This is a genomic window from Shewanella sp. 5S214 (genome assembly GCF_041439795.1).
GTDB classification, from domain to species: domain Bacteria; phylum Pseudomonadota; class Gammaproteobacteria; order Enterobacterales; family Shewanellaceae; genus Shewanella; species Shewanella vesiculosa.
Map to the genome: position 1 here is coordinate 105,250 of NZ_JBGOOV010000008.1, position 22,353 is coordinate 127,602.

Here is a 22,353-nt window from a genome sequence, read left to right on the forward strand (position 1 = left end):
ATCAGCGCTTTTTTGTATTCACCCCATGGCTTCATCATTAAATGACTAATCCATTGATTGTTATTACGACTAGAGTAGCGGTTACTGCAATAGCAGTTTTATTTTTACGCAGCGCTGCTCTTCTTGACGGGTTTCAAGTAGGGCGCGGCGCGCGAGTTGTGATAAACCTGTTTGCGTATCTAGGACATCACTAATTGCATTAATGTTGCCTGCACTGCACTGCGTCGGGATCAGTGCCGCGGCAAAACTACGCATAAATACTGGTCCTTTATCGTCCATTAACGGTAGGTTAGCAAAGCGTTGTTCTGCGGTCGCCGCACTTAATAGCTTTTGCTCCGCAGGATAGAGGTTAAACATCGCAATACGGATCTTAGAGAAAGGCATAGTGTCATTATTCTCAATGGTATTTAACCATTGGCGTTTAAGCGCTGACTGCGGACGGATGGCTTCAGCTGCAATGGCTGCTTTTTCGCCCGAGTCAGATTGATCAAGATGTTTTTCTTGAGCAAGTAACGCTTGAGCGTCACCATAATCATAGCGGTTTAACTGGCGGATCATGGCCCAGCGCAAGTCTTGATCTATGCTTAACCCTTTAATATGACTTTTACTTTGCAGTAAAGATTGAATATGTTTTAACGCCTCACCGTGACTAGACAGGCTAATATAGGCATCGAACCAACGGCGTTGGAAGTCTCGGTTACGGTAACTTTCCATGCTCATACGCAAGCTCATTTGGCTTAATGCCTTTGATATTTTGCTGTTGTAACTTGCATGCATGGGCGCCATAAGATCAAGATAGTTTTTGGCTTGCTGAAGATTACCAAGCACTTGACCTAATATGGTGTAATCTTTTTCCAGTGGTGCATTAATTAACGCGATATTTAAGAACTGTTCCATTGATGTATTACCATCAATGACGCTGTCCCACATACTTTGCCACAACATTGAGCGTAATAACGGATCGCTCACTTGGCCTAGAGACTGCTTAGCGGTATTAAATGAACTCGTGTCTAACTCAACTTTTACAAATCCCCAGTCGTCATAGTTTGGATAGACTAAATCAGGGCAAACCTCACCGATTAACTGATCAACTTTGGTGTAAGCGCCTTTATAGGTAACCGCGATGACTTGTTGTTTTTCAAGTTCGTACCTGTTTTTGTTAAATAGCCCAATTTGAACACGTTGCTCGCGTAGCGTAGGAAATTGGCTATCTGCTGTTTGTACTAACGCGAATGAGTTAATTTGTCCACCTTGGCAGGTGTACTGGGCTTTGATGGTATTGACCCCTGCGGCATACAACCATTCTTTGGTCCATTGGGATAAATCTCGACCACTGGCAGTAGCTAGGCTATTGATAAAGTCATTGAGCTCAGCATTTTGATAGCTATATTGTGTAAGATATTGGCTTACACCACGGCGAAAAATGTCTTCACCGAGCAAGTGACGTAATTGCTTAATGGTTGATGCGCCTTTTTGATAAGTAATGGCATCGATGTTATCAAAGGCATTTTTGCTGGTGGCCACAGGTACTTCAATAGGATGGGTCGTGACTAAGCTGTCTTGATGGTAAGCTGCCTGCTTACCTTTAGCATAAAAGCTACGCCATGCATTGCTAAACTCGGTTGCTTCGCTGGTGGCAAGGGTGCCCATAAACGAGGCAAAGCTTTCATTTAACCATAAGCCATTCCACCATTTCATTGTCACTAAGTCGCCAAACCATTGGTGCGCCATTTCGTGCATGATAACGCCGGCTAAGCGTTCTTTTTGTTCAGCTGTCATTGCGGCATTAAATAAGAAACGGTCTTCTGAAAAGGTAATTGCCCCAGCATTTTCCATTGCACCGTAAAGGAAGTCAGGAACCAATACTTGGTCGTATTTTTTAAACGGGTATGCAATACCAAAGTAGCGATCAAAAAAGTCTAACCCTTGTTTGGTGTAAGTAAACCAATCTTGTGGTGAAACTTGATCCGCGACTGATTGACGCGAAAACAAGCGCATTGGATAACGGCCTGAGTTGTCTTCCCAAACATGGTAAGGACCAGCGTGCATAGAAAAGTTATAGGGGCTCAACTTAGGCGTGGCAGGGAAAGTCCATAAGTTGGTTTCACCTTGGTCGACGATATTGGTTTCACGCATAGCACTGATCACTTGCCAGTCTTTGGGGGCATGAACATTGATTTGATAGCTGGCTTTAAGGTCGGGTTGATCAAATACGGCAAACATTTGTTGAGCAGCCGCAGGTTCAAAATGCGAGTACAAGTAAACTTTACCGTCTACGGGATCGACAAAACGATGTAAGCCTTCACCATTGGTGCTGTGCTCGCGAGTAAACTCGACTTCTACGGTATTGTGGCCATCTACTAGTAGGCTTTGATTTAGTACAATATAAGCACCATTGTAATTAGGATATACCTTAGTACCGTTAATGATAAATTGTTTGATATTGGCTTTATTAAGGTCGAGCGTAAGCGCTTTTGGCACGCTGCTTAAGTCAAAGTTAACAACTGATTTTGCACTGAATTGACTATGTTCACTCAGAAAGAAAGTTAGCTCATATTGCGCATTTGATATCACACTGGATCTAGCTTGCGCTTGTTCTTGGCTAATGTAGGCAGAGCCATCCCGTTGAAAGGCGGTGGTGGATATTGAGCTACTGCAGCTAATAACGCTAGCACAACATAATGCGATGAGACTGGTTTTAATAACCCGAGGACTAAACAATTCAGTGGATAACAATTTCACGTTAGTGTTCCTAACTTATTATTAGATTAATGAAAAAGCCGACAACAATGTCGGCTTTAATGCTATAGGTTGTGACTTATAAACCTAAAAATGACTTTGATTTCATTTTACGGATTTCTTTTTCATCAGACCATTCAATTAAACCTGTTTCAAGATCCATTAAACGCATGGTCATCTTGTAATAAACGTCTTTGGTGCTGCCATCTTGTTTAACAATGCTCGACAAGTTGCCATAAAGCATATATTGCGCGCCAATTTGGCGACCAAATTTAATCGCAGTAGATGGATCGACCATGCCAGCGTTGTTTTGATAATCGAGTTGTTTGCGAACAGTATCAACCTTAGTCATATCAATAAAACGGAACTTACCAGAGCGTAATAGCTTGTTGCTAATGCTATCGGTTACCGATTCAGTATCAATATGCTCAGAAGTTTTATTCTTAATTTTATCCACAAATACAATCGGACGGTTGCTCTGCGTCATTACCACCACTGGTGGGAATGCCATCATGCTGTCGACCATTTTAGCTGCAATAGCTTGAAGATCGGTGGAGCCGAAGTTCTCGTTAACGGTTTCAACTTCAGTAGCGTCGCCATACTCTACTTTAGATTGACAGGCGCTCAGCCCCATCACTGCTGCGAGTATCAATATCAGTTTCAAATTTTTCATAGTAAATTCCATTAGTGATGAGTGACAGTTGATATGTAATTATCGTTTATCAGATTATTATCGAATAAAAACGGGTACGATTTCCAGTCTCTATTGCCCAAATTAATGTTGTACGGTTTGCTGTTACGTCAATTTTTACATTTTTACTGTTATTTAGGTGAATATTATAGCTGCCAGCGTCGATAAATTGTCGGGCAATTTGAGCTTGTCGTGGTAGCGTGAGCCAGCTTCTGCGATCAGCTTGCTCAGTGATAACATTAAATATTTGCATCACCATCGCAGCAGCATCAACTTGATTATTGGCGCGTTGGTCACTGTTTTGTACGCTACGGTTCATTTGGTATTTAGCATAAACTCTTGCCGCTTGACGAAACAAGGCTGCGGGTAAATCTTCTTTTAATGCATTAATGGCTAACGCATCAATATTGGCAATGGCTTGCGCGGTCAGTGGCGCATCGAGCCCTTGAATTTGGTTATTATTCGCTAACGGATGTTGCGGTAAGTAAGTGGCTAATGAGGCCGATTGTATATTACCGTTGATGGGGAAAGGAACCGTAATACTTTGTTTTTCAGGTACAAAGCCTTTTTCAATAATAAAGATTACTTGCCCCTGACCCGCAGTGGGTAATGTCGCCTCTCCCCAGCGCCGTTTAAACTCATCATATTGAGGCATGCTTAATTGTTTGGCTAGACGGACCAAGTCTTGTTGAAGAAAAACATTATCTGGGCTAATTTGCGCCGCTTTTCGGTAATCAATAAAGGCATCGTTAGGTTCGTTAGCCAGTTCGTGCAATAACCCCGTGGTGTAATAACTGTAAGCATTGAGAAACGAACTCGTCACATTTCCAGCTTCTTTACCTAACCGCTCAACTTGATCGTCAATGACGCCATTAGCCATATCTTGCACTGACTTTTGTGATTGTTGATAGCGTGCTTGCTCAAGGCTTTGCAGCTCATTGCTGCGGCGGACTTCTACTAATGCCCCTTGAATATCGCCGCTGAATAAATAATTAAGCGCCTGATATTGATGTAGCATGATGCGCTCATAACCTGGACCTCGATATGGAATCGCATTATCGTTTAGTAACAGGCTGCTTGCACCTGCGCCTAACTTGCTGGCGCTAACGATGGCTTTGTCATCAAATCTTTGATAAGCATCAATGGCTTGTTGGTAGTAGGTTTTACTGCGAGTAAAATCGCCCGCAACTTGCATAATACGTCCCGATTCTTGGGCATAAAGTAAGCCATCATTACCGCTGATATTATTGGCTAAATCGGTGATGTTTGCTGCTGGAGTCTCGCTGTTGAGCTGTTGTTTAAATGGAGCAATTTGCGACGGGTAATTAACAAATACACTGTTAAAAGCGCAACCGGATAGGCTAAGGCTGAGAATTAATCCAATACAGAATGTTCTTAACATTGTGTCACCTGGATCTTGGTTGCTATCAGATTGACCCGTTCAAGTAAGGTTATGCCTTGTAAATGGTCATATTCATGTTGAAAAATACGGGCAACAAAACCCGTTAATGTTTGTTGATGTAACTGGCCATCTAGTGACTGGAATTGCACTTTAATTTCGCAATGTCGTGAAATCGATAGCCGCTGCCCTGGGATCGATAAACAGCCTTCAACCCCAACTTCAGTCGCAGCCGATGCGGTTAATATCTGGGGGTTTATGACCACAGTTGGAGCCATTAATGGGGCATCGGGATAACGTTCGTTGGGATTTGACGCCATAATAAACATGGCCGCTTTACTAAACACTTGCGTTGCCGCAATACCAACACCGTTTGCGTTTAGCATAGTGCTGAGCATATTATCAGCTAAAGTGCGTAACGCTTGGTCAAACACCGTCACGGGTTCAGCTTTTTGAGTCAGTATCTCTTCGCCTGTCGTGGCAATGCTGAGTAATGGCTTTAGCTGCATAAGTGACGGCTGTCCTTGTTGTTTGTGTTAATGACGATCGGCATTAATCTATTTTTCAAATCGTGATTGCTTCACATATAGCGACTTAAAAATGTTACAACGTACTCATAATATCTTCAATCTCACCCATAATTAACTGATTCTCGATGAGAGTCTAGCCACATAGTTGGGCGTCGAATCTATAGTGCGATTTATCATTTTTTCGAGAGATGTACTTTACTGTAAAGAGTTAGTAATGTGGCGGAGGTGTCTCTTCAGCTGGAGACGCCATGTTACTTGGCTCAATAGAATGCAGTTTATTTACCATTAATAGCATTTGCTGTTGTTGTCTGGCAACTAATGCATTGAGTTTTATCACTTCTTGGTTTAACTCTTCAATAGAGATATCTTGAAATGATAGTTTCATTTCAAGATCATCAATTTTTTGCAAAATGCTGTCCATGTAGACCTCTTATTAATTAATTACTGCTGCCAATATTCAACTAAACCTTGGCTGCTAATACTGACGATTGAGCCAGGTGCTGGCATAGTGGCAGAGTATACTACAGCCCCTCTGTTTTGGGTGTTTTTACTCAATTGAACTTGCCAATGCGAAACCTGTTTACCCGAGTTAATTTGCCATAAAAAGATTTCTCTTGATGGCGTTCCTGTGAGTAATTGCTGATCATTATTGACAAAACGAGCCGTTGAAAAGTTCATTTGGCGTCGATTAATATCCAGATGACTAATGAGAATGCCTGTATCAGATTGCCACAGGGTGGCGTTACCAGTGATATCGCTGGCAAAACTGAGTGAAGCTGAGTCATTAATTAGCACTTTCGTCACGCGTGAGCTCAACTGCCATTGTTGCTGTGGCTGGCCAGTTTGAGTTTGCCAAAGAATCACCTTGCCATCATTATCGCCACTTAATGCGCTGTTACCATCGGCACTAATTGAAACACTATTAACCTTTTCTTTGTGGGCTAAAAACTGGATGAGTCGCGATTTTTCTGGCGACAATGACATTACTGATCCATCGACTAAACCAACGAGTGTTTGCCCTGTATTGGCAATGGCGACACTTTGGGCATAAGAGGGTAACGACCACCATCCCACTGAAGAGCCATCGGTTAAGCGCCATATGGCTAAGGAATGGCTACTAATTGTTGCGGCATAAAGGTTATTAGCAGATATTGCAATGTCAATAACATTACTGGTATTTTGTTGCTGCCCTTGGAACCACTGATAAGACAGGCTTGAATGGCTGAGGTCCCATACTTGTACTCCGTTATGGGCTGTGCTTACTAAGGCGATAGTGGCATCGTTTGACAAGCTTGCACTGTAACTGGCATCGGTCGTGATAACGTGTACTTGAGTTGGGCTAGGTTGGCATGCAGATAGCAGACCTGTTAGGACGAGTGTTGAACAAAAAAGCAGCATTGAAACGCGTGTCATGAACTTGCTCCTTGAATTATTGTCCTAAACCTTGTCATATAAGGTTTACCCAATGGTATAACCGTTTTAACTAGTATAAAGTGGCAAACGAACATGACCACTTAAACATCTCATTGATTGAATGTATTAAGGTTATTGTAACCACTAAAGGATGCTGAGGAAGCTTTAATGAAATCTATTTACAAATTATCGTTAGTTGCATTAGCCGTTGTTGGCCTTACTGCGTGTAATGAAGCACAAGACGTTGCTCAAAAGAAAGTTGAATTAACAACTGACGTTCAAAAAGAAGCATATAGTGTTGGTGGTTCAATTGGTAAGTACATGTCTGGCCACATCAAAGAACAAGAAGAATTAGGTTTTACTGTTGACCGTAATATGGTGATTAAAGGCTTTAGCGATGGCTTAGGCGAAGAAATGCTGTTAACAGAAGAAGAAATGCAGACTGTATTGCAAAATCTAGATAAAAAGTTAAATGACAAACGTTTAGAGCAAGCTGAAGCTTTAGCGGCTAAATCGATTGCTGAAGGCAAAAAATTCTTAGAAGAAAACAAAGCTAAAGAAGGCGTAACGACTACTGAGTCTGGTTTACAGTATGAAGTATTAGAGCCAGGTACCGGTGAGAAACCAGCAGCTGAAGATACTGTAGAAGTACATTATCGTGGCACGTTAATTGACGGTACTGAGTTTGATAGCTCTTATGCTCGTGGTGAAACGGCTAAGTTCCCATTAAACCGCGTTATTCCTGGTTGGACTGAAGGCGTGCAGTTAATGCCTGTAGGCGCTAAGTACAAGTTTGTTATCCCATCAGAACTTGCTTACGGTGAACGCGACACGGGTACTATTCCTGCTAATTCAACACTTGTTTTTGAAGTTGAATTGGTTTCAGTAGAAAAAGCACCGGCACCTGCTGCAGATGCTAAGTAATATCATCTATAGTTCAGTCGCTCAGTGATTGACATTTTGATAGTAAAAAGGACGCTTCGGCGTCCTTTTTGTTTACATTGAACTTGGCTTGAAGGTGTTTATCTTAGATCTAAATAATTGCATCATTCAGTCTGCCAATGTTGCGCTATGTTAGGCGTATCAAATGTCGTAATACTGATGCAACGACGCCAATAATTGCGCTGATATAACAGAGACGCTTAATTTAATGATTGCCTAAACTCACGAACAAATGCAAATGCCAGATTACCGTTAAATTATCGTCAGGTTATAGCCATTTTAAGCGGTAAAATAGGTACATTTGTAAGGCAATGAGTGCAAATAATCCGCCACAGAATGCTGCAAAAGCCCAGTTTGATTCCGCACCAGGAATGCCACCAATATTGACGCCTAATAAACCGGTTAAAAATCCTAATGGCAGAAATACGGCCGAAATTAAAGATAAAAAATACAGTCTTTGATTCACTTGCTCGGATTGTTGCGATTGTAGTTCTTCTTGGGTGACGCTGGCGCGGTCGCGTATAGCATCCAGATCCTCAATCACTCGAATCAGCGTTTCATGTATTTCACGAAGACGGACTTTGTCATTATGGTCAAATAATTCGCTGGTTTCTTGCAGCATTCGAGAAAATGCTTCTCGTTGTGGTGCAAGGTAGCGACGCAACACTACGGTCTGTCTGCGCAATTCTGCAATGTCGGTGCGCAAGCTCTTGTTCACTTGAGTCACAACACGTTCTTCTAGTTCATCGAGCTGTTCTTCAAGCTTGCCAATAAACTCTACTTTGCGTTGCGTTAGGCGTTCGCAAATGGCCATGATAAACGCCGCGCTATCAATTGGGCCCTTACCTTGAACGATTGCATCGGCAACATCAATTACAGATTGAAGCTGGCGCTCGCAAGTTGAAATGATTTTGGATTCTTCAGCGTAGATCCGCACAGCAACCATGTCTTCAGGATCTGAGTTAGGATTTAAATTAACCCCACGCAGCGCCAGTAAGATACCTTTGTCTGAGCTTAATACTCGCGGGCGAGTATCAGTAGCCAAGAGGGTATCCCTCTCAACTCTATCTAAGCCAGAGTTGAGGATCCATTTACGCGCTTTAGGTTCGCGGTAACGCAGATGTAGCCATAACAGACCATCAGCAGGTTGCCATTGTGCTATTTGTTCCTCAGTCAATGACTGGCCTGCATTGGGCCCCGTTAGCAACAAACTGTATATAAAACCATTATTCATTATAAGAGAGTCCATGTGATCACTATTGTCATAATTTACGCTACTTTTTAATCTTGCCCAAGTTTAAAGCAATCTTATAAAATGAAATCCTTTAGTTATCGTATATTTAACCATCAAACACATTATTCGGTCTGCTAACTAGCAGCGGAGTCGCCGATCATCGGTTAAAATAGAAAAAATACTAACAAAAAAGAGTTCTAGTATGGAATATCAATTTCGTCGTAACCGCCTAGAAGGCACGGTATTTGCTGAATTTAGTATGGATCATGAAGTGTTAGGCAGATGGTTTTCAGAAGAGCTTGGTGACGACAAGAGCAAAGCGATTCATATTCTAACGCAGATAGCATTAATCAAATCTGGGACCCTAAACCACATGCGAGATGTCGGTGGAGAATTAACCATCGATATTGACTCTGAGCAAGTGAGAGTATTTGCCAGTGTGATTGATTTTGAGGAAGAGCACTTATTAGAAGACTCTATGAGCCTGTACAATGCGGAATCTGAATCTTATTGTGGTCTTGAAGATTTTGAGTCAGTACTGGAGAGTTGGTTAGCATTTATTAACGATAAATAATCATGTCTTAATTCTCGTTGATGTTAACTAACAACAAAACCAGGTTTAAATGGCTTTGTTGTTAATTGTTAATGGTGATTTAAACTTTGATAGTGGGCTAATTATTAAGGTAGCGAACTGCCATTTCTGTCCGTGATTTTGCATTGGCTTTACGCAGTAAATTTTTAACGTGTACTTTGACCGTGCCCTCGCTGATGTGTAAATCCTCAGCGATCATTCGGTTACTTTTACCTTCTGCCAGTTGTTGTAATATTTGTAATTCGCGAGGGGTCAAGGTTTCTACCCAGCTGTTGTCGTCAATAGCGCTCTCTAATTCATAAAGATAAGCTTCTACTTCATTACTGATTACCCGATGGCCTAGCATGGCGTTTTTGAGTTGCTCTAACAATAAATCAGGCTCAGTGTCTTTGAGTAAATAACCATCGGCACCAGCGCGTAGCAGTCGAGTGACATCTTGTTTAGCATCAGAAACCGTTAAAATAACAATTCTTGCTGTTACTCCCTCTTGACGCATCGCATTAAGAGTATCAAGGCCAGACATGCCTTTCATGTTCAAATCGAGCAAAATAATATCGGGTTCATTTTCGGCCACAGCGGTCAGTGCTTCTAGTCCCGTGCCGGTTTCACCAAAAAGGCTGAAGTCACTGTCTGAGGTGATTAATTGGCAAATACCACGACGTAATAACGGATGGTCGTCGACAACAAGTACAGAATACGGCTTACCCATTTAAAGGCTCCTGTTGAGGTGGAAAGCTCAGCGTAACAGTAGTGCCACCAAGCTGGTTACTATTGAACGATACTATCCCATTCAGTTTGTTGGCGCGTTCATGCATGATACCAATACCAAAGTGTTGATCTCGTTCTACTAAATGTGTCACACCGATGCCATCATCACAAATTGAGATAGTAATCATGCCCTTGTCGGTTAACTGACAATCTATCACTATATGCTCAGGGGTAGCGTGTTTTATTGCATTTAATGTCGCTTCACGAATTAATTGCAAAATATGAATGTGCTGTTTTGCTTCAAGTAAGTGCGCTGATAGTTTGTAATTCAATTGGATATCAATTTGGCTTTGATGGCGTAACTGATCCAACATTACGTCGATAGCTTGCGGTAAATTAGGTTCTTTAATGGTTAACCTAAAGGTCGATAACAGTTCACGTAATTGAACATAAGCCGTACTGACACCTTCGTTTATCTCCATCAATTGGGCTTCTACTTCTGGGCTTCTACATGAGTCATTGAGGCTTTTGCGTAATAAACTGACTTGGATTTTTAAAAAAGATAATAATTGCCCAATTGAATCGTGTAGCTCTCGGGCAATCACAGCACGCTCTTCGAGTAGCGCTAATTGTTGGCGTTGTTCAGATGCATTATGGATAGTAATAGATCGCGTTAACATCATGGCGAAGTTTTCAAACAGTAATCGGTTAACTGGTCGATGAGATATCACATCCAAATAGCCCAATTGAGTCTTTTCTATTAATAATGGAAAGTGTAACGATTCAATCGGTAATTCATCTGGCCAGCCCCCTTCAGCCTTAATGATGTCTTTGGAGCCGTCATCATGTTCAATAACTAAGCGTAAATAGGATAAATTTTCATAATATTTCAATTGATTGATTGCTGATTGTAAGGCTTTATAGTCGAGTTTATTGGCATGTAACATGACAAGGTTGTCGTATAGAAACTTTAACTCGTTATTTGTGCGGGTCAATGCCAAGGTTTTTTCGTTGACTTGGTTTTCTAAATCTTCATACAAGCTGGCTAATTCAGCGGCAGTTTTTTGCAATGCATTACCTAAGGCGGTGAGTTCAATATAGTCCGTTTTAGGCATTTTAACTTTGAAGTTTCCTTTAGAGATTGTTGTGGAACTTTCTATCAATAATTGCAATGGCTTAACGACGCGCTTACGGGTAAATGCCACCGCAAAAAAAGCAATAATCAGTAAAATAGATAAACCAATAATTTGCCCAATAACCAGTAACTTTAATTTAAAGGCGGCGAACTGTTCCATATTCAGCACTAAGGTATCAATGGTGTTAACAAAGTCGGTTAACGAAGCGGAGTATAGGCGGATGTTTCCTTCCTCAATATAGACTTTCATTACTTGCCACTTATGAATAACCAATACGTATTGGTCACGCATTTCTTTTGGGCTATACCATGCAAGGGAGCGTTTAAGCGCTTCAGAATTGAGTGTTGTTTCGAAATCAGCAATTTTTTCATCGATATTATGGCTGCCAATATTGGCGTCAAGCAATAGTCGGTAACTTTGCATTCGTAGCGAGCCTGAGGCGTTTATTCCTCTGGCGTCTCCCAAGCTAAAAGTTAAACTGACGATGGAAAACACCGCTAAGCTTGATGACAATAAAATCACCACGAGCATTAAACTTAAAATGGTGGAGGTAAGGCTGCCACGAGTAAACATAAAGTCCTGCTGTCGATAACGGTAAGGGATTAAAAATAAGCAAAAGCCCAGTTTTATACCAGGTTCAATAGTGTGTTCTACATTAGGTGTCGCTTGAAAACATTAACAAGTTTGCAAAAGTGTGAAACACATCCTGTCTACATATTGATCTGGCGCAAACTTTAGTCGCTATACCTCATAAGAGGTATATTTAAAGCCGTTTTAAATAGCTAACTTTGTCTCTAGAGATGTCGTGATTATTAAATTAAATATAATGTAACACGGAGATAAAGGGTGATGAAGATGAACGCAAAATCAATTGCACTGAGTGCAGTGATTGCAGCCAGTTTTTTAGCCGCTGGCGCAATGGCTAGTGAGAAAACCGAACCTCGTAATGAAGTTTATAAGGATAAATTCTCAAAACAGTTCGACAGCTGGCATGCTACAGATGAAAGCAAAGAAGTTGTCGATATGTTAGAAAAAGTACCTAGCCTAGTTGTTTTATGGGCTGGTTACGGTTTTGCTAAAGATTACAATGCACCTCGTGGTCATATGTATGCAGTAACTGACGTAACGAATACATTGCGTACTGGCGCACCAAAAAATGCACAAGATGGTCCAATGCCAATGGCCTGCTGGAGCTGTAAAAGCCCTGACGTACCACGGGTGATTGAAGAGCAAGGTGAAGATGGCTATTTCAGTGGTAAATGGGCTAAAGGTGGCCCAGAAATTGTCAATGTGCTCGGTTGTGCTGACTGTCATGAAAAAGGATCTTCAAAGTTACGCATGTCTCGTCCGTTTGCTGAGCGCGCCATGGCAACATTAAATACGCCATTTGATAAAGCTTCTCGTAAAGACAAGCAATCAATGGTGTGTGCTCAATGTCACGTTGAGTACTATTTCGAGAAAACAGCAGAACGTCCTGGTTTTGTTAAATTCCCTTGGGATATGGGTACCACAGTTGAGCAAATGGAAGTGTATTACGACAACATGGAGTTCTCTGATTGGACTCATGCCGTGTCTAAAACGCCAATGTTAAAAGCGCAACATCCTGGTTATGAAACTTGGAAAATGGGCGTTCACGGTCAAAATAACGTGAGCTGTGTTGATTGTCATATGCCTAAAGTGACTAATGACAAAGGTCGCAAATTTACAGACCATAAAGTGGGTAACCCATTTGATCGCTTTGAAGAAACATGTGCCACTTGTCACAGTCAAAGCAAAGAGTTTATGGTCAATTTAGTGAATGAAAGCAAACAGAAAGCACAAGACTTAAAGGCACGTGTTGAAACTCAATTAGTTAAAGCTCACTTTGAAGCTAAAGCGGCGTGGGATGCTGGCGCAACTGAAGTTGAAATGAAGCCAATCCTAATGGATATTCGTCATTCACAGTGGCGTTGGGATTATGCCACTGCATCTCATGGTGCATCGTCTCATGCTCCTGCTGAAGTATTACGTATTTTAGGTACTTCATTGGATAAAGCTGCTGATGCTCGGGTTAAATTGGCTCAGTTATTAGGTGCTAAAGGAGTTAAACAACCAATTGCATATCCTGATACGTCAACTAAAGCTAAAGCGCAAGCAGCATTAGGCATGGACATGAAAACCATGAATGCTGAAAAAGCTGAATTCAAGAAAACACTTGTTCCTAAGTGGAAAGAAGAAGCTAAAAAGCGTGAGGCGACTTATAAATAACTGGTGTTGAACCTTAACGCTTTATGGTGTTATTAATCCTTAAATCATAAAAATAGCCCTCATTTGAGGGCTATTTTTTTACGTTCGCTCTAAAAACCTCTGGCTTAAGCCGTTGTTACTCGACGTGATAAAAGCCAGCTCAATAATTGCACTAAAATGATGCGTTGATGTTTGAGATGCACTTGAATGGTGCTTTTATGTTAACAAATAAAATGAAAAATAAAATAAAATTCATACAGAACAGTGATTTGAAAATGTGGCCTAATGATTGAATTAACTATTCAACAAATAAATAACAATTACATTTTTTCACACTTTTGGAGGTCGAGATGAAACTCGTCAGCGCTATCATCAAGCCATTTAAGTTGGATGATGTCCGTGAAGCCATTGCAGGCATGGGCATTGAAGGTATGACTGTTACTGAGGTAAAAGGCTTCGGACGTCAAAAAGGCCACACTGAGCTTTATCGTGGGGCAGAGTATCAAGTGGATTTTTTACCTAAAGTAAAATTAGAAATTGCGACCAAAGATGAAAACTTGGACATGCTTATTGAAGCGATTACCAGTGCTGCCCATACCGGCAAGATTGGTGATGGTAAAATATTTGTTACTGATTTAGAACAAGCGATCCGTATCCGTACGGGTGAACTTGATAACGAAGCATTATAGGAGACTGTTATGGAAGAGTTAACTCAATTAGGCCTAACGGTTACTGAATTACGTTTCGCACTAGATACATTTTATTTCCTTATCTCTGGCGCATTTGTGATGTGGATGGCCGCGGGTTTTGCCATGTTAGAAGCTGGCCTAGTCCGTTCAAAAAACACCACTGAAATTTTAACTAAAAACGTATGTTTATATGCAATCGCCTGTGTCATGTTTTTATTGGTTGGCTATAACATTATGTATGTAGATAATGTCGAAGGTGGCTTTATTCCTTCTTTTGGCACATTAATTGGTTCGCAAGCTGAAGGTGCAGACCATGCATTAGAGTCAGACTTTTTCTTCCAAGTGGTGTTTGTTGCTACTGCAATGTCGATTGTGTCTGGTGCCGTTGCTGAACGGATGAAATTGTGGTCTTTCTTAGTCTTCTCTATCGTAATGACAGCTGTTATTTATCCTGTCGAAGGCTACTGGACATGGGGCGGTGGATTCCTCTCTGAAGCGGGTTTTGTCGACTTTGCTGGTAGTGGTATTGTTCACATGGCTGGTGCGGCAGCAGCGATATCTGGTGTACTGCTTCTTGGTGCTCGTAAAGGTAAATACGGTGAAAATGGTCAAGTGCATCCAATTCCAGGATCTAACTTACCAATGGCAACCTTAGGTATGTTCATTTTATGGATGGGTTGGTTTGGCTTTAACGGTGGTTCACAACTGTTAGTTTCAGATGCTGAAAATGCCAGTGCAGTCGCTAAAATATTCGTAAATACTAACTCTGCCGCTGCTTTTGGTGCTATCTCAGCATTGATTGTGTGTAAAGTTGTCTGGGGCAAAGCAGACTTAACCATGATATTAAACGGTGCGTTAGCAGGATTAGTGGCGATTACTGCTGACCCGCTATCACCTTCACTATTAATGGCTGGTGTGATTGGCTTAGTGGCGGGTGCTGTTGTTATCTTCTCGGTTATCGCATTTGATCGAATTAAAATTGATGACCCAGTTGGCGCGATTTCGGTTCACGGTGTTGCTGGTTTCCTTGGGGTGATGTTAGTTCCATTATCAAATGCTGATGCTAGTTTTGGTAGCCAGTTATACGGTGCCGCCGTTATCTTTATTTGGGTCTTTAGCGCATCGTTACTTGTATGGTTTATATTAAAAATGACCATGGGTATTCGAGTAACAGAAGAAGAAGAGTACAACGGTATGGATGCTTCTGACTGTGGTGTTGATGCTTACCCTGAGTTTGTGAGTGTCAAAAGCGCTGGTTAAGTTAATTCTTTAATCTAAGTAAAATAAAAAACAGAGCCTTTAGGTTCTGTTTTTTTATGCATCCAATAAAATTCTTAACGCCGCTGTTGGGGAAAGCGAGTCAATGTGCTAGCGTGATATATCGGTATTTGGATGATAAAAACAGTGATGAGGTAACTATGATGCGAGCAGGGGTAAACTTATTGATCGCGGCGATACTTTTTAGCTTGTTGTTTGGTGTCATGAGCCATGCTGGCACTGTTGTGGTGCGTCAATCATCTACGCCTTTTGATGCTTTTGCTGTTCGCGACCAATTGTTACAACAGCACCAATGGCAAGAGCTGTTACGGCAGCAACAGCAGGTTACTATCCTACAATCGTTACCGATTGGATGCTTGGCGATAGCGTCACCGTTTAATTATTTTAGCTGTGGCCAACAATTTTATCGTCCCTATGACTATCAAGACACACAAGTGTTTATCCAAATTGATCCTCCTTTGAGTGAGATCCCTGCTCAATAGTGAATGCCTTGGTATCAAACCTTATCTCAGTAGCTTTGGCTGAATAGGCAACTATTGACTATGCTTTTAGATAGCGTATTTCTATCTGAGGGCTGAATTATGTTCACTCGTCACTCAAAAAAGACAGCGGTTGATGCCTGTTACTATCATGACTATTTATCATTCAAATGGATTAAACTTCTACTCGTTACCTTACTTTTCGGTATGAGTGCTTGTCAGTCAACGCCATCTCCAAATCAAGCATTCAAGATTGCGAACTTATTTCATGATGAGCTATTTACGCCAATAGACACTGTGGAGGTTGATGATATTTATCGTTTACCTGAGCCATTTGTGGCTCAATTTAGGCGACAGTTTCAAGCGGATAATATGCTTCGTAGCCAGAGTATTATCGCCAATGAATGGTTAGCTCAGTATATTGGTGCTCAAGATGGTGGTTTTGAATACCGCGATAATGTTACTCATACCGCAAGTGAAACAGCGCTTAATCGCCAAGGTAATTGTATGTCTCTGGTGGTGTTATCGGCAGCTTTAGCTGATGTGTTAAATGTGCCTGTTGAATTTTATGATATTGATATTGAACCCGTTTGGGATAGGCGTGGTGGTTTTTATTTAGTCAACGGTCACGTCAATTTGAGCCTGTTACCAGTGAAGGATTCTCATACTGTGTTATTTCGGGGGACTGATATTTTGGTGGATTTCTTACCTGAACGTTCAGTTCGTGCTTACCATAAAAAAACAGTCAATAAGCGTCAATTAACCGCGATGTTTTATAACAATATAGCCGCGGAGGCATTGGTTGATGCTGATTATGATACCGCTTATTCACTGGTAAAAAAAAGTATTTTGCTAGACCCGCAGTATGTAGCTGCAATCAATACGATAGCGGTTATTTATCGTCATAAAGGTTATGAAGCTGAGGCCGAATATGCATATCGGTTAGCGCTACAAGTTGACTCTCAAGATCTAACGACATTGTATAATTTAGCCTTAATTTTAGGGGAGCAAGGACGTCTACAAGAGTGGGCCGAGATACATAAGGTTCTCGAGTTAGCGAGAATTAATAATCCATTTTATTACTATGATATGGCTCAACAAGCGTATTTTGATAAGCAATATCAAGATGCACTGGTGTGGTATAAACGAGCTGTTGAAAAAGCGGATTATCGGCATGAATTTTATTTTGGCTTATCTCGAGCGTATTGGGCAACAGGTGAGGCAGGGCTTGCTGAGAAAAACCTTAAGCGTGCAATGGCCTTGAGCGATACCCTTCATAAACAAGGCTACCAAATGAAGTTGCAAGCAATGATGCAACACTGATTATTGCGAAGGTGTTTTAGTCTGTGGTTGATAATAGTTCTTTTCTGCAAGCTCGAGTATGTCTTGATAACGATTTGATTGTTTGAGTGAAGTAATTGCGCTATCAATTTCCTCAGCCGTTATTTTATCATGACAGGCAATTTTTCGTTGGGCAGGTTCAAACAGTGAGACTTCTGTTACTTCAACACTCGTATCGAGTTTTGATGCGAGTAAATAGCGATAATATTCAAATATCCGCCTTTCTAGAACGATGACTTGTACATAACCATTAAACAGCATCACAACTTGGCTTTTTTGATTGGTAATCTCACTGAAATGAGGATTGCCGTTGGCAATATCTTTAAATTTATTACCTAAATATTGTTTTGAATTTTGAAAGCCTAAAACGGACAAGGTATTGAGATCACTTATTTTTTCTATATTAAGATTGTTTTTTGATAAGTAGAATGCGCTATTTTTATATTCAATCAAGCTTTGGGTATAAAATAAACCTGCAACATTGTTTGGCGTATTAATCATGCAGTCGATTTTATGGGTTCTAACTAAGCGTTGCGCACGTAAATTTGGTGCATGAACAATTTCTTTAATAGCAATGTTTTTACTGTCGAGGGCGGCTTTTAATAGATCATATTGCACACCAATCTCTTCATCAGCGAAGAAATACGGAGCAATACTATCACTGGTTGAAAAACTAATGCTGTCGATCATTAGCGGCGATTGTTCATTCTTGCTCAGCGCGTTCAATTTATCTGATAGCGGGACATTTTCTATTGGGGATAATAAAGTGGCAGATAAGGGTCTACAAAAGCCTAATAATAAGTTAAATAAACAGATAGAAAAAACGAAATTGCTTTTCAATGGTTAGTCTCCTCAGGAGATACTGCTTAGTGTTAAATAGATCATCATCCTTGTGTTGATTCATGGTAATAACCAAAGTAAAGCACATTAACAGCATGAGTACACTTTGATTATAAGACAAGTTATCTTTAGCGTCATTGAATATAAAAAAATCATCAAATAGCCTTACTTAATACTCCGTTTATACCAAGGTCCTGTCGGATCATCAGTCATTGTTTTAGCGTATTGCTAACGAATCAATTTTTATTGTCTCTTTTATCGGCCCAGATGAGTAATACTTGATTGATTTGTCGATAAATACTGGTTAAATTGAAGATTCTTATTCATTTTCTCGATGGTTTTTTATCATTTCTTAATGGATTGTATCAGCTGATTTAGCCTTATATTAAATCAGATAAATTATATGTTTTGCCGGAGTTGTAACCACTATGCATTATCAAAATGACGATATTCGTATCGATGAAATAAAAGAATTGCTACCTCCAATTGCGATTCTAGAGCGATTTCCGGCAACCGAACATGCATCAACAACCGTTTTCAATGCACGTAACAGTATTCATAATATTTTAGCGCGTAAAGATGATCGCATCTTGGTGGTGATTGGCCCTTGTTCAATCCATGATCCTGTTGCCGCGTTAGAATATGGTCAACGTTTGGTTAAGTTACGTCAGCAGTATAAAGATCAGCTTGAAATTGTTATGCGAGTGTACTTTGAAAAGCCGAGAACAACGGTTGGTTGGAAGGGGTTAATCAATGATCCTTATATGGATAACAGTTTTCAATTAAATGATGGCTTACGCACTGCTCGTAAACTATTAGTTGATTTGAACGATGCTGGTATCCCAACCGCGGGTGAGTTTTTAGATATGATAACACCTCAATATGTTGCCGATATGATGTGTTGGGGCGCTATTGGGGCACGCACGACTGAGTCGCAAGTTCACAGAGAGCTATCATCAGGTCTTTCTTGCCCAGTCGGGTTTAAAAATGGTACCGACGGTACCATTAAGGTGGCCATTGATGCGATTGGGGCTGCTAATGCTCCACATCATTTCTTGTCGGTGACTAAGTTTGGTCATTCGGCTATTGTCTCCACTAAAGGTAATCCTGATTGCCATATTATTTTACGCGGTGGACGCACTCCCAATTATAGCGCTGAACATGTGGTTGATATTGCTCAGCAGCTGACTAAATCAGAATTGCTTGATAACATTATGATCGATTTTAGCCACGCCAATAGCAGTAAAGATTATAAAAAGCAGATGATGGTTGCTGAAGATGTGGCAGGGCAAATATCTCAAGGAAATTATGCTATTTTTGGTGTAATGGTCGAAAGCCATTTAGTTGAAGGGCGTCAAGATTTAATTGAAGGCAGTGCTCTGTGTTACGGGCAAAGCATTACTGACGCTTGTATAGGATGGGATGATACCGAGACGCTGCTAGCGACATTAAATCAAAGTGTCCTGAACCGTCGCCAAGCATAAAGTGGGTGTAAACTGACGTAAAAATAAGGCGCTAAATGCGCCTTATTTTTTTATACCTTGTACTAAGTATTCATTGGCCTTAGCTAAACTGCCAAAAGCTGATATTAGATTATCACGGCCTTTTTCTTGCAACTCAGGGTTACCTGATTCAATCATCATCCATACCCATGTTTGTATTAGTTGTAATGGTGGGTACTGAATTTTTGAATTCTCCAACATAAAGTATCCTTTAAACTCGTAAATCGTTGTTTGTTTACTATCAAACAAGCATTTTTATGTAACCAAAGAATAACAAATTCTGCTTACAGAAATAACTCAATTTAGATTAAAAAAGCTTAAAAGGGCTAAAAAAGTTTGAAATATAGTATTTATGACTAATGCGGATCCTATAAATATACTACTAAAGTGCTACCTACGTACTACTTACATGCGATTACCCCCCCCCTTTTATGATCCTGGTGAGTTTGCCGTTATTACATCGTAATGTGAGCAATGTCTGATAAGAAAATGGCATATAATAAGACAATCAATATTAGATCGTCGTAAACTGCCTAGCAGCGGTAAATAACTGGAGCATAAATGAGACCTTCTGCGTATTTTGAAGGCCCGGTAGGGAAGTTAAATTGGCATGTTTTACGCTTGTTATGGCCATATTTACTAGAATTTAAAGCGCGCGTGATTTTGGCTATGATTTGTTTAGTGGTTGCTAAGCTCGCCAGTGTTGCATTGCCATTTCTTTTGAAAGAATTAGTCGATACCTTAGATAAACAATCTCCGGCCCAGCTTATTGCTGTCCCGGTTGGTTTGGTATTAGCTTATGGCGCGGTTCGTTTACTCAATGTCATTATTGGCGAGGTTCGAGACACCTTATTTGGTCGAGTCACCGAACGTGCTATCCGTCGTCTTGGGCGGGCGGTATTTGAACATTTGCATCGACTCGATCTTGATTTTCACTTAGATCGTCGCACCGGTGGCTTATCCCGCGACATTGAACGTGGCACCAGTGGTGTTAATTTTTTAATGCGTTTTATGGTATTTAATATCGTACCAACCCTGCTTGAGATTATGCTTGTTATTGGGGTCTTCTTTTATAATTATGGCATCAGTTTTGCGCTGATAACCTTAGTTTCTGTTGTAGCTTATATTGGGTATTCTATCGTAGCGACTGAGTGGCGCACCGGTTATGTGCGTGATGCTGCCCGAGCCGACTCGCTGGCCAATACTCGTTCAGTGGATAGCTTGTTAAATTATGAAACCGTAAAATATTTTAATAACGAAGAATTTGAGTCACAACGATATGACTCTGCACTTGAGCAATGGGAAGTGGCAAAACGAAAAAATCGTTTATCATTGTTTGCCCTAAACGGTGGTCAAGCGTTAATTATCGCTGTGGCTATGACAGCTATGATGGCATTAGCGGCTTATGAAGTAAGCCAGGGCTCAATGACTATTGGTGACTTTGTGTTAATTAATGCATTTATGATGCAGTTGTTTATTCCGTTAAATTTCTTAGGGTTTGTGTATCGTGAGATCCGCGGTGCATTAGCCAATATTGAGCGTATGTTTGATATTTTAGACAAACAACCACAAGTATTAGATTCGGATGATGCTATTGAGATTAGCCCAACGATTGGGACGATAAAGTTTACCGATGTGAGTTTTCAATACGACCAACGCCCTATTTTGAACAGTGTTAGCTTCGAGGTGCCAGCAGGGAAAAAAATTGCTGTAGTCGGTGACAGTGGCGCGGGTAAATCAACTATTATTAAATTGCTATTCCGCTTTTATGATGTTGCCAGTGGTGCAATCACTATTGATGGCATTGATGTGCGTCATTTTAGCCAGCAAGCTTTGCGAAGAGCTATTGCTGTTGTCCCGCAAGATACTGTGTTATTCAATGATTCTATTTACGAAAATATTCGCTATGGTCGTGCCGATGCGACTCATGATGAGATTGTCGCTGCAGTTAAGCTAGCGCATTTGAGTGACTTTATTGAATCATTACCAGATAAAGGCAATACCAAAGTGGGGGAGAGAGGTTTAAAGCTCTCAGGTGGAGAAAAACAACGGGTTGCTATTGCTCGAGCTGTGTTGAAGGGCTCGCCCATCCTAGTGTTTGATGAAGCAACATCGTCTCTCGACTCACGATCTGAGCAAGCGATTCTCAGCGCGCTCAGAGATGCTGCTAAAGGACACACAAGTTTAGTGGTGGCCCATCGTTTATCGACCATTATTGATGCCGACCAAATAGTAGTATTGAGTAAAGGTAAGATTGTTGAGCATGGTACTCATGTCAGTTTGTTAGCTAAACAAGGTCTTTATGCACGACTTTGGCATATTCAACATGAACAAAAAAATCTGCCACATGCCTAGTGGACGTTGCTATGTTGTTAGGTGATATAAAAGAATAAAATACCGAAGTTGCTGTTTTTCATTTATGCTTTATTGACTATGAGTAAGGCTTATACAGCATTTAAGTTGTACATAAATGGCCGCTATTTATAACGCTAAACGCTATAATTGAATACTTAAGCAGCAAAGAATAGCGCGTAAACTGACTTGTTAGATCTATCGTGACTGAAATTTTTGACGGCAGTGATCAACGCAGTTAATCTATAGTCCGACTTATGGT

20 protein-coding genes are annotated in these 22,353 nt (G+C 40.8%); 9 read left to right on the forward strand and 11 right to left on the reverse strand.

The genetic code is table 11. The features are described 5' to 3' along the window. Positions 1-81: 81 nt before the first annotated feature. From pepN to ACED29_RS07535, 6 genes are all read right to left on the reverse strand, one after another. A complete protein-coding gene (pepN, locus tag ACED29_RS07510; RefSeq protein WP_273057926.1) occupies positions 82-2,742 on the reverse strand; it encodes an aminopeptidase N in 2,661 nt (886 codons plus the stop codon). 76 nt (positions 2,743-2,818) lie between these two features. Continuing rightward, a complete protein-coding gene (gene lpoB, locus ACED29_RS07515) occupies positions 2,819-3,412 on the reverse strand; it encodes a penicillin-binding protein activator LpoB (protein WP_182696671.1) in 594 nt (197 codons plus the stop codon). A 49-nt stretch (positions 3,413-3,461) separates the two neighbouring features. Further along, a complete protein-coding gene (locus tag ACED29_RS07520) occupies positions 3,462-4,832 on the reverse strand; it encodes a COG3014 family protein (RefSeq protein WP_182755302.1) in 1,371 nt (456 codons plus the stop codon). Next, positions 4,826-5,338, reverse strand: a complete 513-nt coding sequence (def, locus tag ACED29_RS07525) for a peptide deformylase (protein WP_371697383.1) — start codon at positions 5,336-5,338, stop codon at positions 4,826-4,828. The genes ACED29_RS07520 and def overlap by 7 nt, the downstream gene beginning before the upstream one ends. 229 nt (positions 5,339-5,567) lie before the next feature. Next, positions 5,568-5,780: a SlyX family protein gene (locus ACED29_RS07530; protein WP_124018065.1), complete on the reverse strand. Its 213-nt coding sequence runs from the start codon at positions 5,778-5,780 to the stop codon at positions 5,568-5,570. 20 nt (positions 5,781-5,800) lie between these two features. Beyond that, positions 5,801-6,772, reverse strand: a complete 972-nt coding sequence (locus tag ACED29_RS07535) for a WD40 repeat domain-containing protein (protein ID WP_371697384.1) — start codon at positions 6,770-6,772, stop codon at positions 5,801-5,803. A gap of 168 nt (positions 6,773-6,940) precedes the next feature. Between ACED29_RS07535 and fkpA the strand changes: the two genes are divergently transcribed. Continuing rightward, on the forward strand, positions 6,941-7,696 hold the full coding sequence (gene fkpA / locus ACED29_RS07540; protein WP_124018063.1) for an FKBP-type peptidyl-prolyl cis-trans isomerase: 756 nt from the start codon (positions 6,941-6,943) through the stop codon (positions 7,694-7,696). A gap of 286 nt (positions 7,697-7,982) precedes the next feature. Here the strand turns inward: fkpA and ACED29_RS07545 are convergent, their stop codons facing one another. Then, positions 7,983-8,948 (reverse strand): zinc transporter ZntB, encoded by a 966-nt coding sequence (locus ACED29_RS07545; RefSeq protein ID WP_124018096.1) that lies wholly within the window; start codon positions 8,946-8,948, stop codon positions 7,983-7,985. Between the two features lie 202 nt (positions 8,949-9,150). On the opposite strand from ACED29_RS07545, the gene ACED29_RS07550 reads away from it, so the two are divergent. Next, positions 9,151-9,522 (forward strand): YacL family protein, encoded by a 372-nt coding sequence (locus ACED29_RS07550; protein WP_371697385.1) that lies wholly within the window; start codon positions 9,151-9,153, stop codon positions 9,520-9,522. Between the two features lie 97 nt (positions 9,523-9,619). Here ACED29_RS07550 and ACED29_RS07555 read toward each other — a convergent pair whose 3' ends face one another. Further along, positions 9,620-10,249: a response regulator gene (locus ACED29_RS07555; RefSeq protein WP_182696666.1), complete on the reverse strand. Its 630-nt coding sequence runs from the start codon at positions 10,247-10,249 to the stop codon at positions 9,620-9,622. Beyond that, the gene (gene narQ / locus ACED29_RS07560; RefSeq protein ID WP_273057927.1) at positions 10,242-11,957 is read right to left on the reverse strand and encodes a nitrate/nitrite two-component system sensor histidine kinase NarQ; all 1,716 of its coding nucleotides are present in this window, start codon (positions 11,955-11,957) and stop codon (positions 10,242-10,244) included. Before narQ ends, ACED29_RS07555 begins: the two co-directional genes overlap by 8 nt. A gap of 282 nt (positions 11,958-12,239) precedes the next feature. On the opposite strand from narQ, the gene nrfA reads away from it, so the two are divergent. The 5 genes from nrfA to ACED29_RS07585 all read left to right on the forward strand — a co-directional run bounded on the left by nrfA (position 12,240) and on the right by ACED29_RS07585 (position 17,379). Beyond that, a complete protein-coding gene (gene nrfA, locus ACED29_RS07565; protein ID WP_371697386.1) occupies positions 12,240-13,631 on the forward strand; it encodes an ammonia-forming nitrite reductase cytochrome c552 subunit in 1,392 nt (463 codons plus the stop codon). 329 nt (positions 13,632-13,960) lie between these two features. Next, positions 13,961-14,299, forward strand: coding sequence for a P-II family nitrogen regulator (gene glnK / locus ACED29_RS07570; protein WP_011636110.1), 339 nt, complete (start codon positions 13,961-13,963; stop codon positions 14,297-14,299). Positions 14,300-14,308: 9 nt separating this feature from the next. Continuing rightward, the gene (locus ACED29_RS07575) at positions 14,309-15,559 is read left to right on the forward strand and encodes an ammonium transporter (protein ID WP_124018058.1); all 1,251 of its coding nucleotides are present in this window, start codon (positions 14,309-14,311) and stop codon (positions 15,557-15,559) included. A 56-nt stretch (positions 15,560-15,615) separates the two neighbouring features. Beyond that, positions 15,616-16,059 carry a hypothetical protein gene (locus tag ACED29_RS07580; protein WP_371697387.1) on the forward strand — a complete coding sequence of 148 codons (444 nt, stop codon included), beginning with the start codon at positions 15,616-15,618 and terminating at the stop codon, positions 16,057-16,059. Between the two features lie 99 nt (positions 16,060-16,158). Further along, the gene (locus tag ACED29_RS07585; RefSeq protein ID WP_371697388.1) at positions 16,159-17,379 is read left to right on the forward strand and encodes a tetratricopeptide repeat protein; all 1,221 of its coding nucleotides are present in this window, start codon (positions 16,159-16,161) and stop codon (positions 17,377-17,379) included. Here the strand turns inward: ACED29_RS07585 and ACED29_RS07590 are convergent, their stop codons facing one another. Beyond that, positions 17,380-18,237, reverse strand: a complete 858-nt coding sequence (locus tag ACED29_RS07590) for an amino acid ABC transporter (protein ID WP_371697389.1) — start codon at positions 18,235-18,237, stop codon at positions 17,380-17,382. It abuts the gene before it with no gap. A 428-nt stretch (positions 18,238-18,665) separates the two neighbouring features. Here ACED29_RS07590 and aroG point away from each other — a divergent pair, with 428 nt between their 5' ends. After that, positions 18,666-19,721: a 3-deoxy-7-phosphoheptulonate synthase AroG gene (gene aroG, locus ACED29_RS07595; protein WP_124018056.1), complete on the forward strand. Its 1,056-nt coding sequence runs from the start codon at positions 18,666-18,668 to the stop codon at positions 19,719-19,721. A 42-nt stretch (positions 19,722-19,763) separates the two neighbouring features. Here the strand turns inward: aroG and ACED29_RS07600 are convergent, their stop codons facing one another. Then, the gene (locus ACED29_RS07600; protein ID WP_124018055.1) at positions 19,764-19,940 is read right to left on the reverse strand and encodes a hypothetical protein; all 177 of its coding nucleotides are present in this window, start codon (positions 19,938-19,940) and stop codon (positions 19,764-19,766) included. A gap of 360 nt (positions 19,941-20,300) precedes the next feature. Between ACED29_RS07600 and ACED29_RS07605 the strand changes: the two genes are divergently transcribed. Continuing rightward, positions 20,301-22,094: an ABC transporter ATP-binding protein/permease gene (locus tag ACED29_RS07605; RefSeq protein ID WP_124018054.1), complete on the forward strand. Its 1,794-nt coding sequence runs from the start codon at positions 20,301-20,303 to the stop codon at positions 22,092-22,094. Positions 22,095-22,353: the final 259 nt, after the last annotated feature.

Excerpts from the sequence above, each read along its gene's own strand:
- ACED29_RS07605 (WP_124018054.1), top strand. The coding sequence starts at position 20,301 with ATGAGACCTTCTGCGTATTTTGAAGGCCCGGTAGGGAAGTTAAATTGG.
- ACED29_RS07530 (WP_124018065.1), bottom strand. The coding sequence starts at position 5,780 with ATGGACAGCATTTTGCAAAAAATTGATGATCTTGAAATGAAACTATCA.
- ACED29_RS07520 (WP_182755302.1), bottom strand. The coding sequence starts at position 4,832 with ATGTTAAGAACATTCTGTATTGGATTAATTCTCAGCCTTAGCCTATCC.
- glnK (WP_011636110.1), top strand. The coding sequence starts at position 13,961 with ATGAAACTCGTCAGCGCTATCATCAAGCCATTTAAGTTGGATGATGTC.
- ACED29_RS07585 (WP_371697388.1), top strand. The coding sequence starts at position 16,159 with ATGTTCACTCGTCACTCAAAAAAGACAGCGGTTGATGCCTGTTACTAT.
- aroG (WP_124018056.1), top strand. The coding sequence starts at position 18,666 with ATGCATTATCAAAATGACGATATTCGTATCGATGAAATAAAAGAATTG.
- narQ (WP_273057927.1), bottom strand. The coding sequence starts at position 11,957 with ATGTTTACTCGTGGCAGCCTTACCTCCACCATTTTAAGTTTAATGCTC.
- nrfA (WP_371697386.1), top strand. The coding sequence starts at position 12,240 with ATGAACGCAAAATCAATTGCACTGAGTGCAGTGATTGCAGCCAGTTTT.
- ACED29_RS07580 (WP_371697387.1), top strand. The coding sequence starts at position 15,616 with ATGCATCCAATAAAATTCTTAACGCCGCTGTTGGGGAAAGCGAGTCAA.
- ACED29_RS07535 (WP_371697384.1), bottom strand. The coding sequence starts at position 6,772 with ATGACACGCGTTTCAATGCTGCTTTTTTGTTCAACACTCGTCCTAACA.
- ACED29_RS07575 (WP_124018058.1), top strand. The coding sequence starts at position 14,309 with ATGGAAGAGTTAACTCAATTAGGCCTAACGGTTACTGAATTACGTTTC.
- ACED29_RS07555 (WP_182696666.1), bottom strand. The coding sequence starts at position 10,249 with ATGGGTAAGCCGTATTCTGTACTTGTTGTCGACGACCATCCGTTATTA.
- ACED29_RS07600 (WP_124018055.1), bottom strand. The coding sequence starts at position 19,940 with ATGTTGGAGAATTCAAAAATTCAGTACCCACCATTACAACTAATACAA.
- ACED29_RS07545 (WP_124018096.1), bottom strand. The coding sequence starts at position 8,948 with ATGAATAATGGTTTTATATACAGTTTGTTGCTAACGGGGCCCAATGCA.
- fkpA (WP_124018063.1), top strand. The coding sequence starts at position 6,941 with ATGAAATCTATTTACAAATTATCGTTAGTTGCATTAGCCGTTGTTGGC.
- lpoB (WP_182696671.1), bottom strand. The coding sequence starts at position 3,412 with ATGAAAAATTTGAAACTGATATTGATACTCGCAGCAGTGATGGGGCTG.
- ACED29_RS07550 (WP_371697385.1), top strand. The coding sequence starts at position 9,151 with ATGGAATATCAATTTCGTCGTAACCGCCTAGAAGGCACGGTATTTGCT.
- def (WP_371697383.1), bottom strand. The coding sequence starts at position 5,338 with ATGCAGCTAAAGCCATTACTCAGCATTGCCACGACAGGCGAAGAGATA.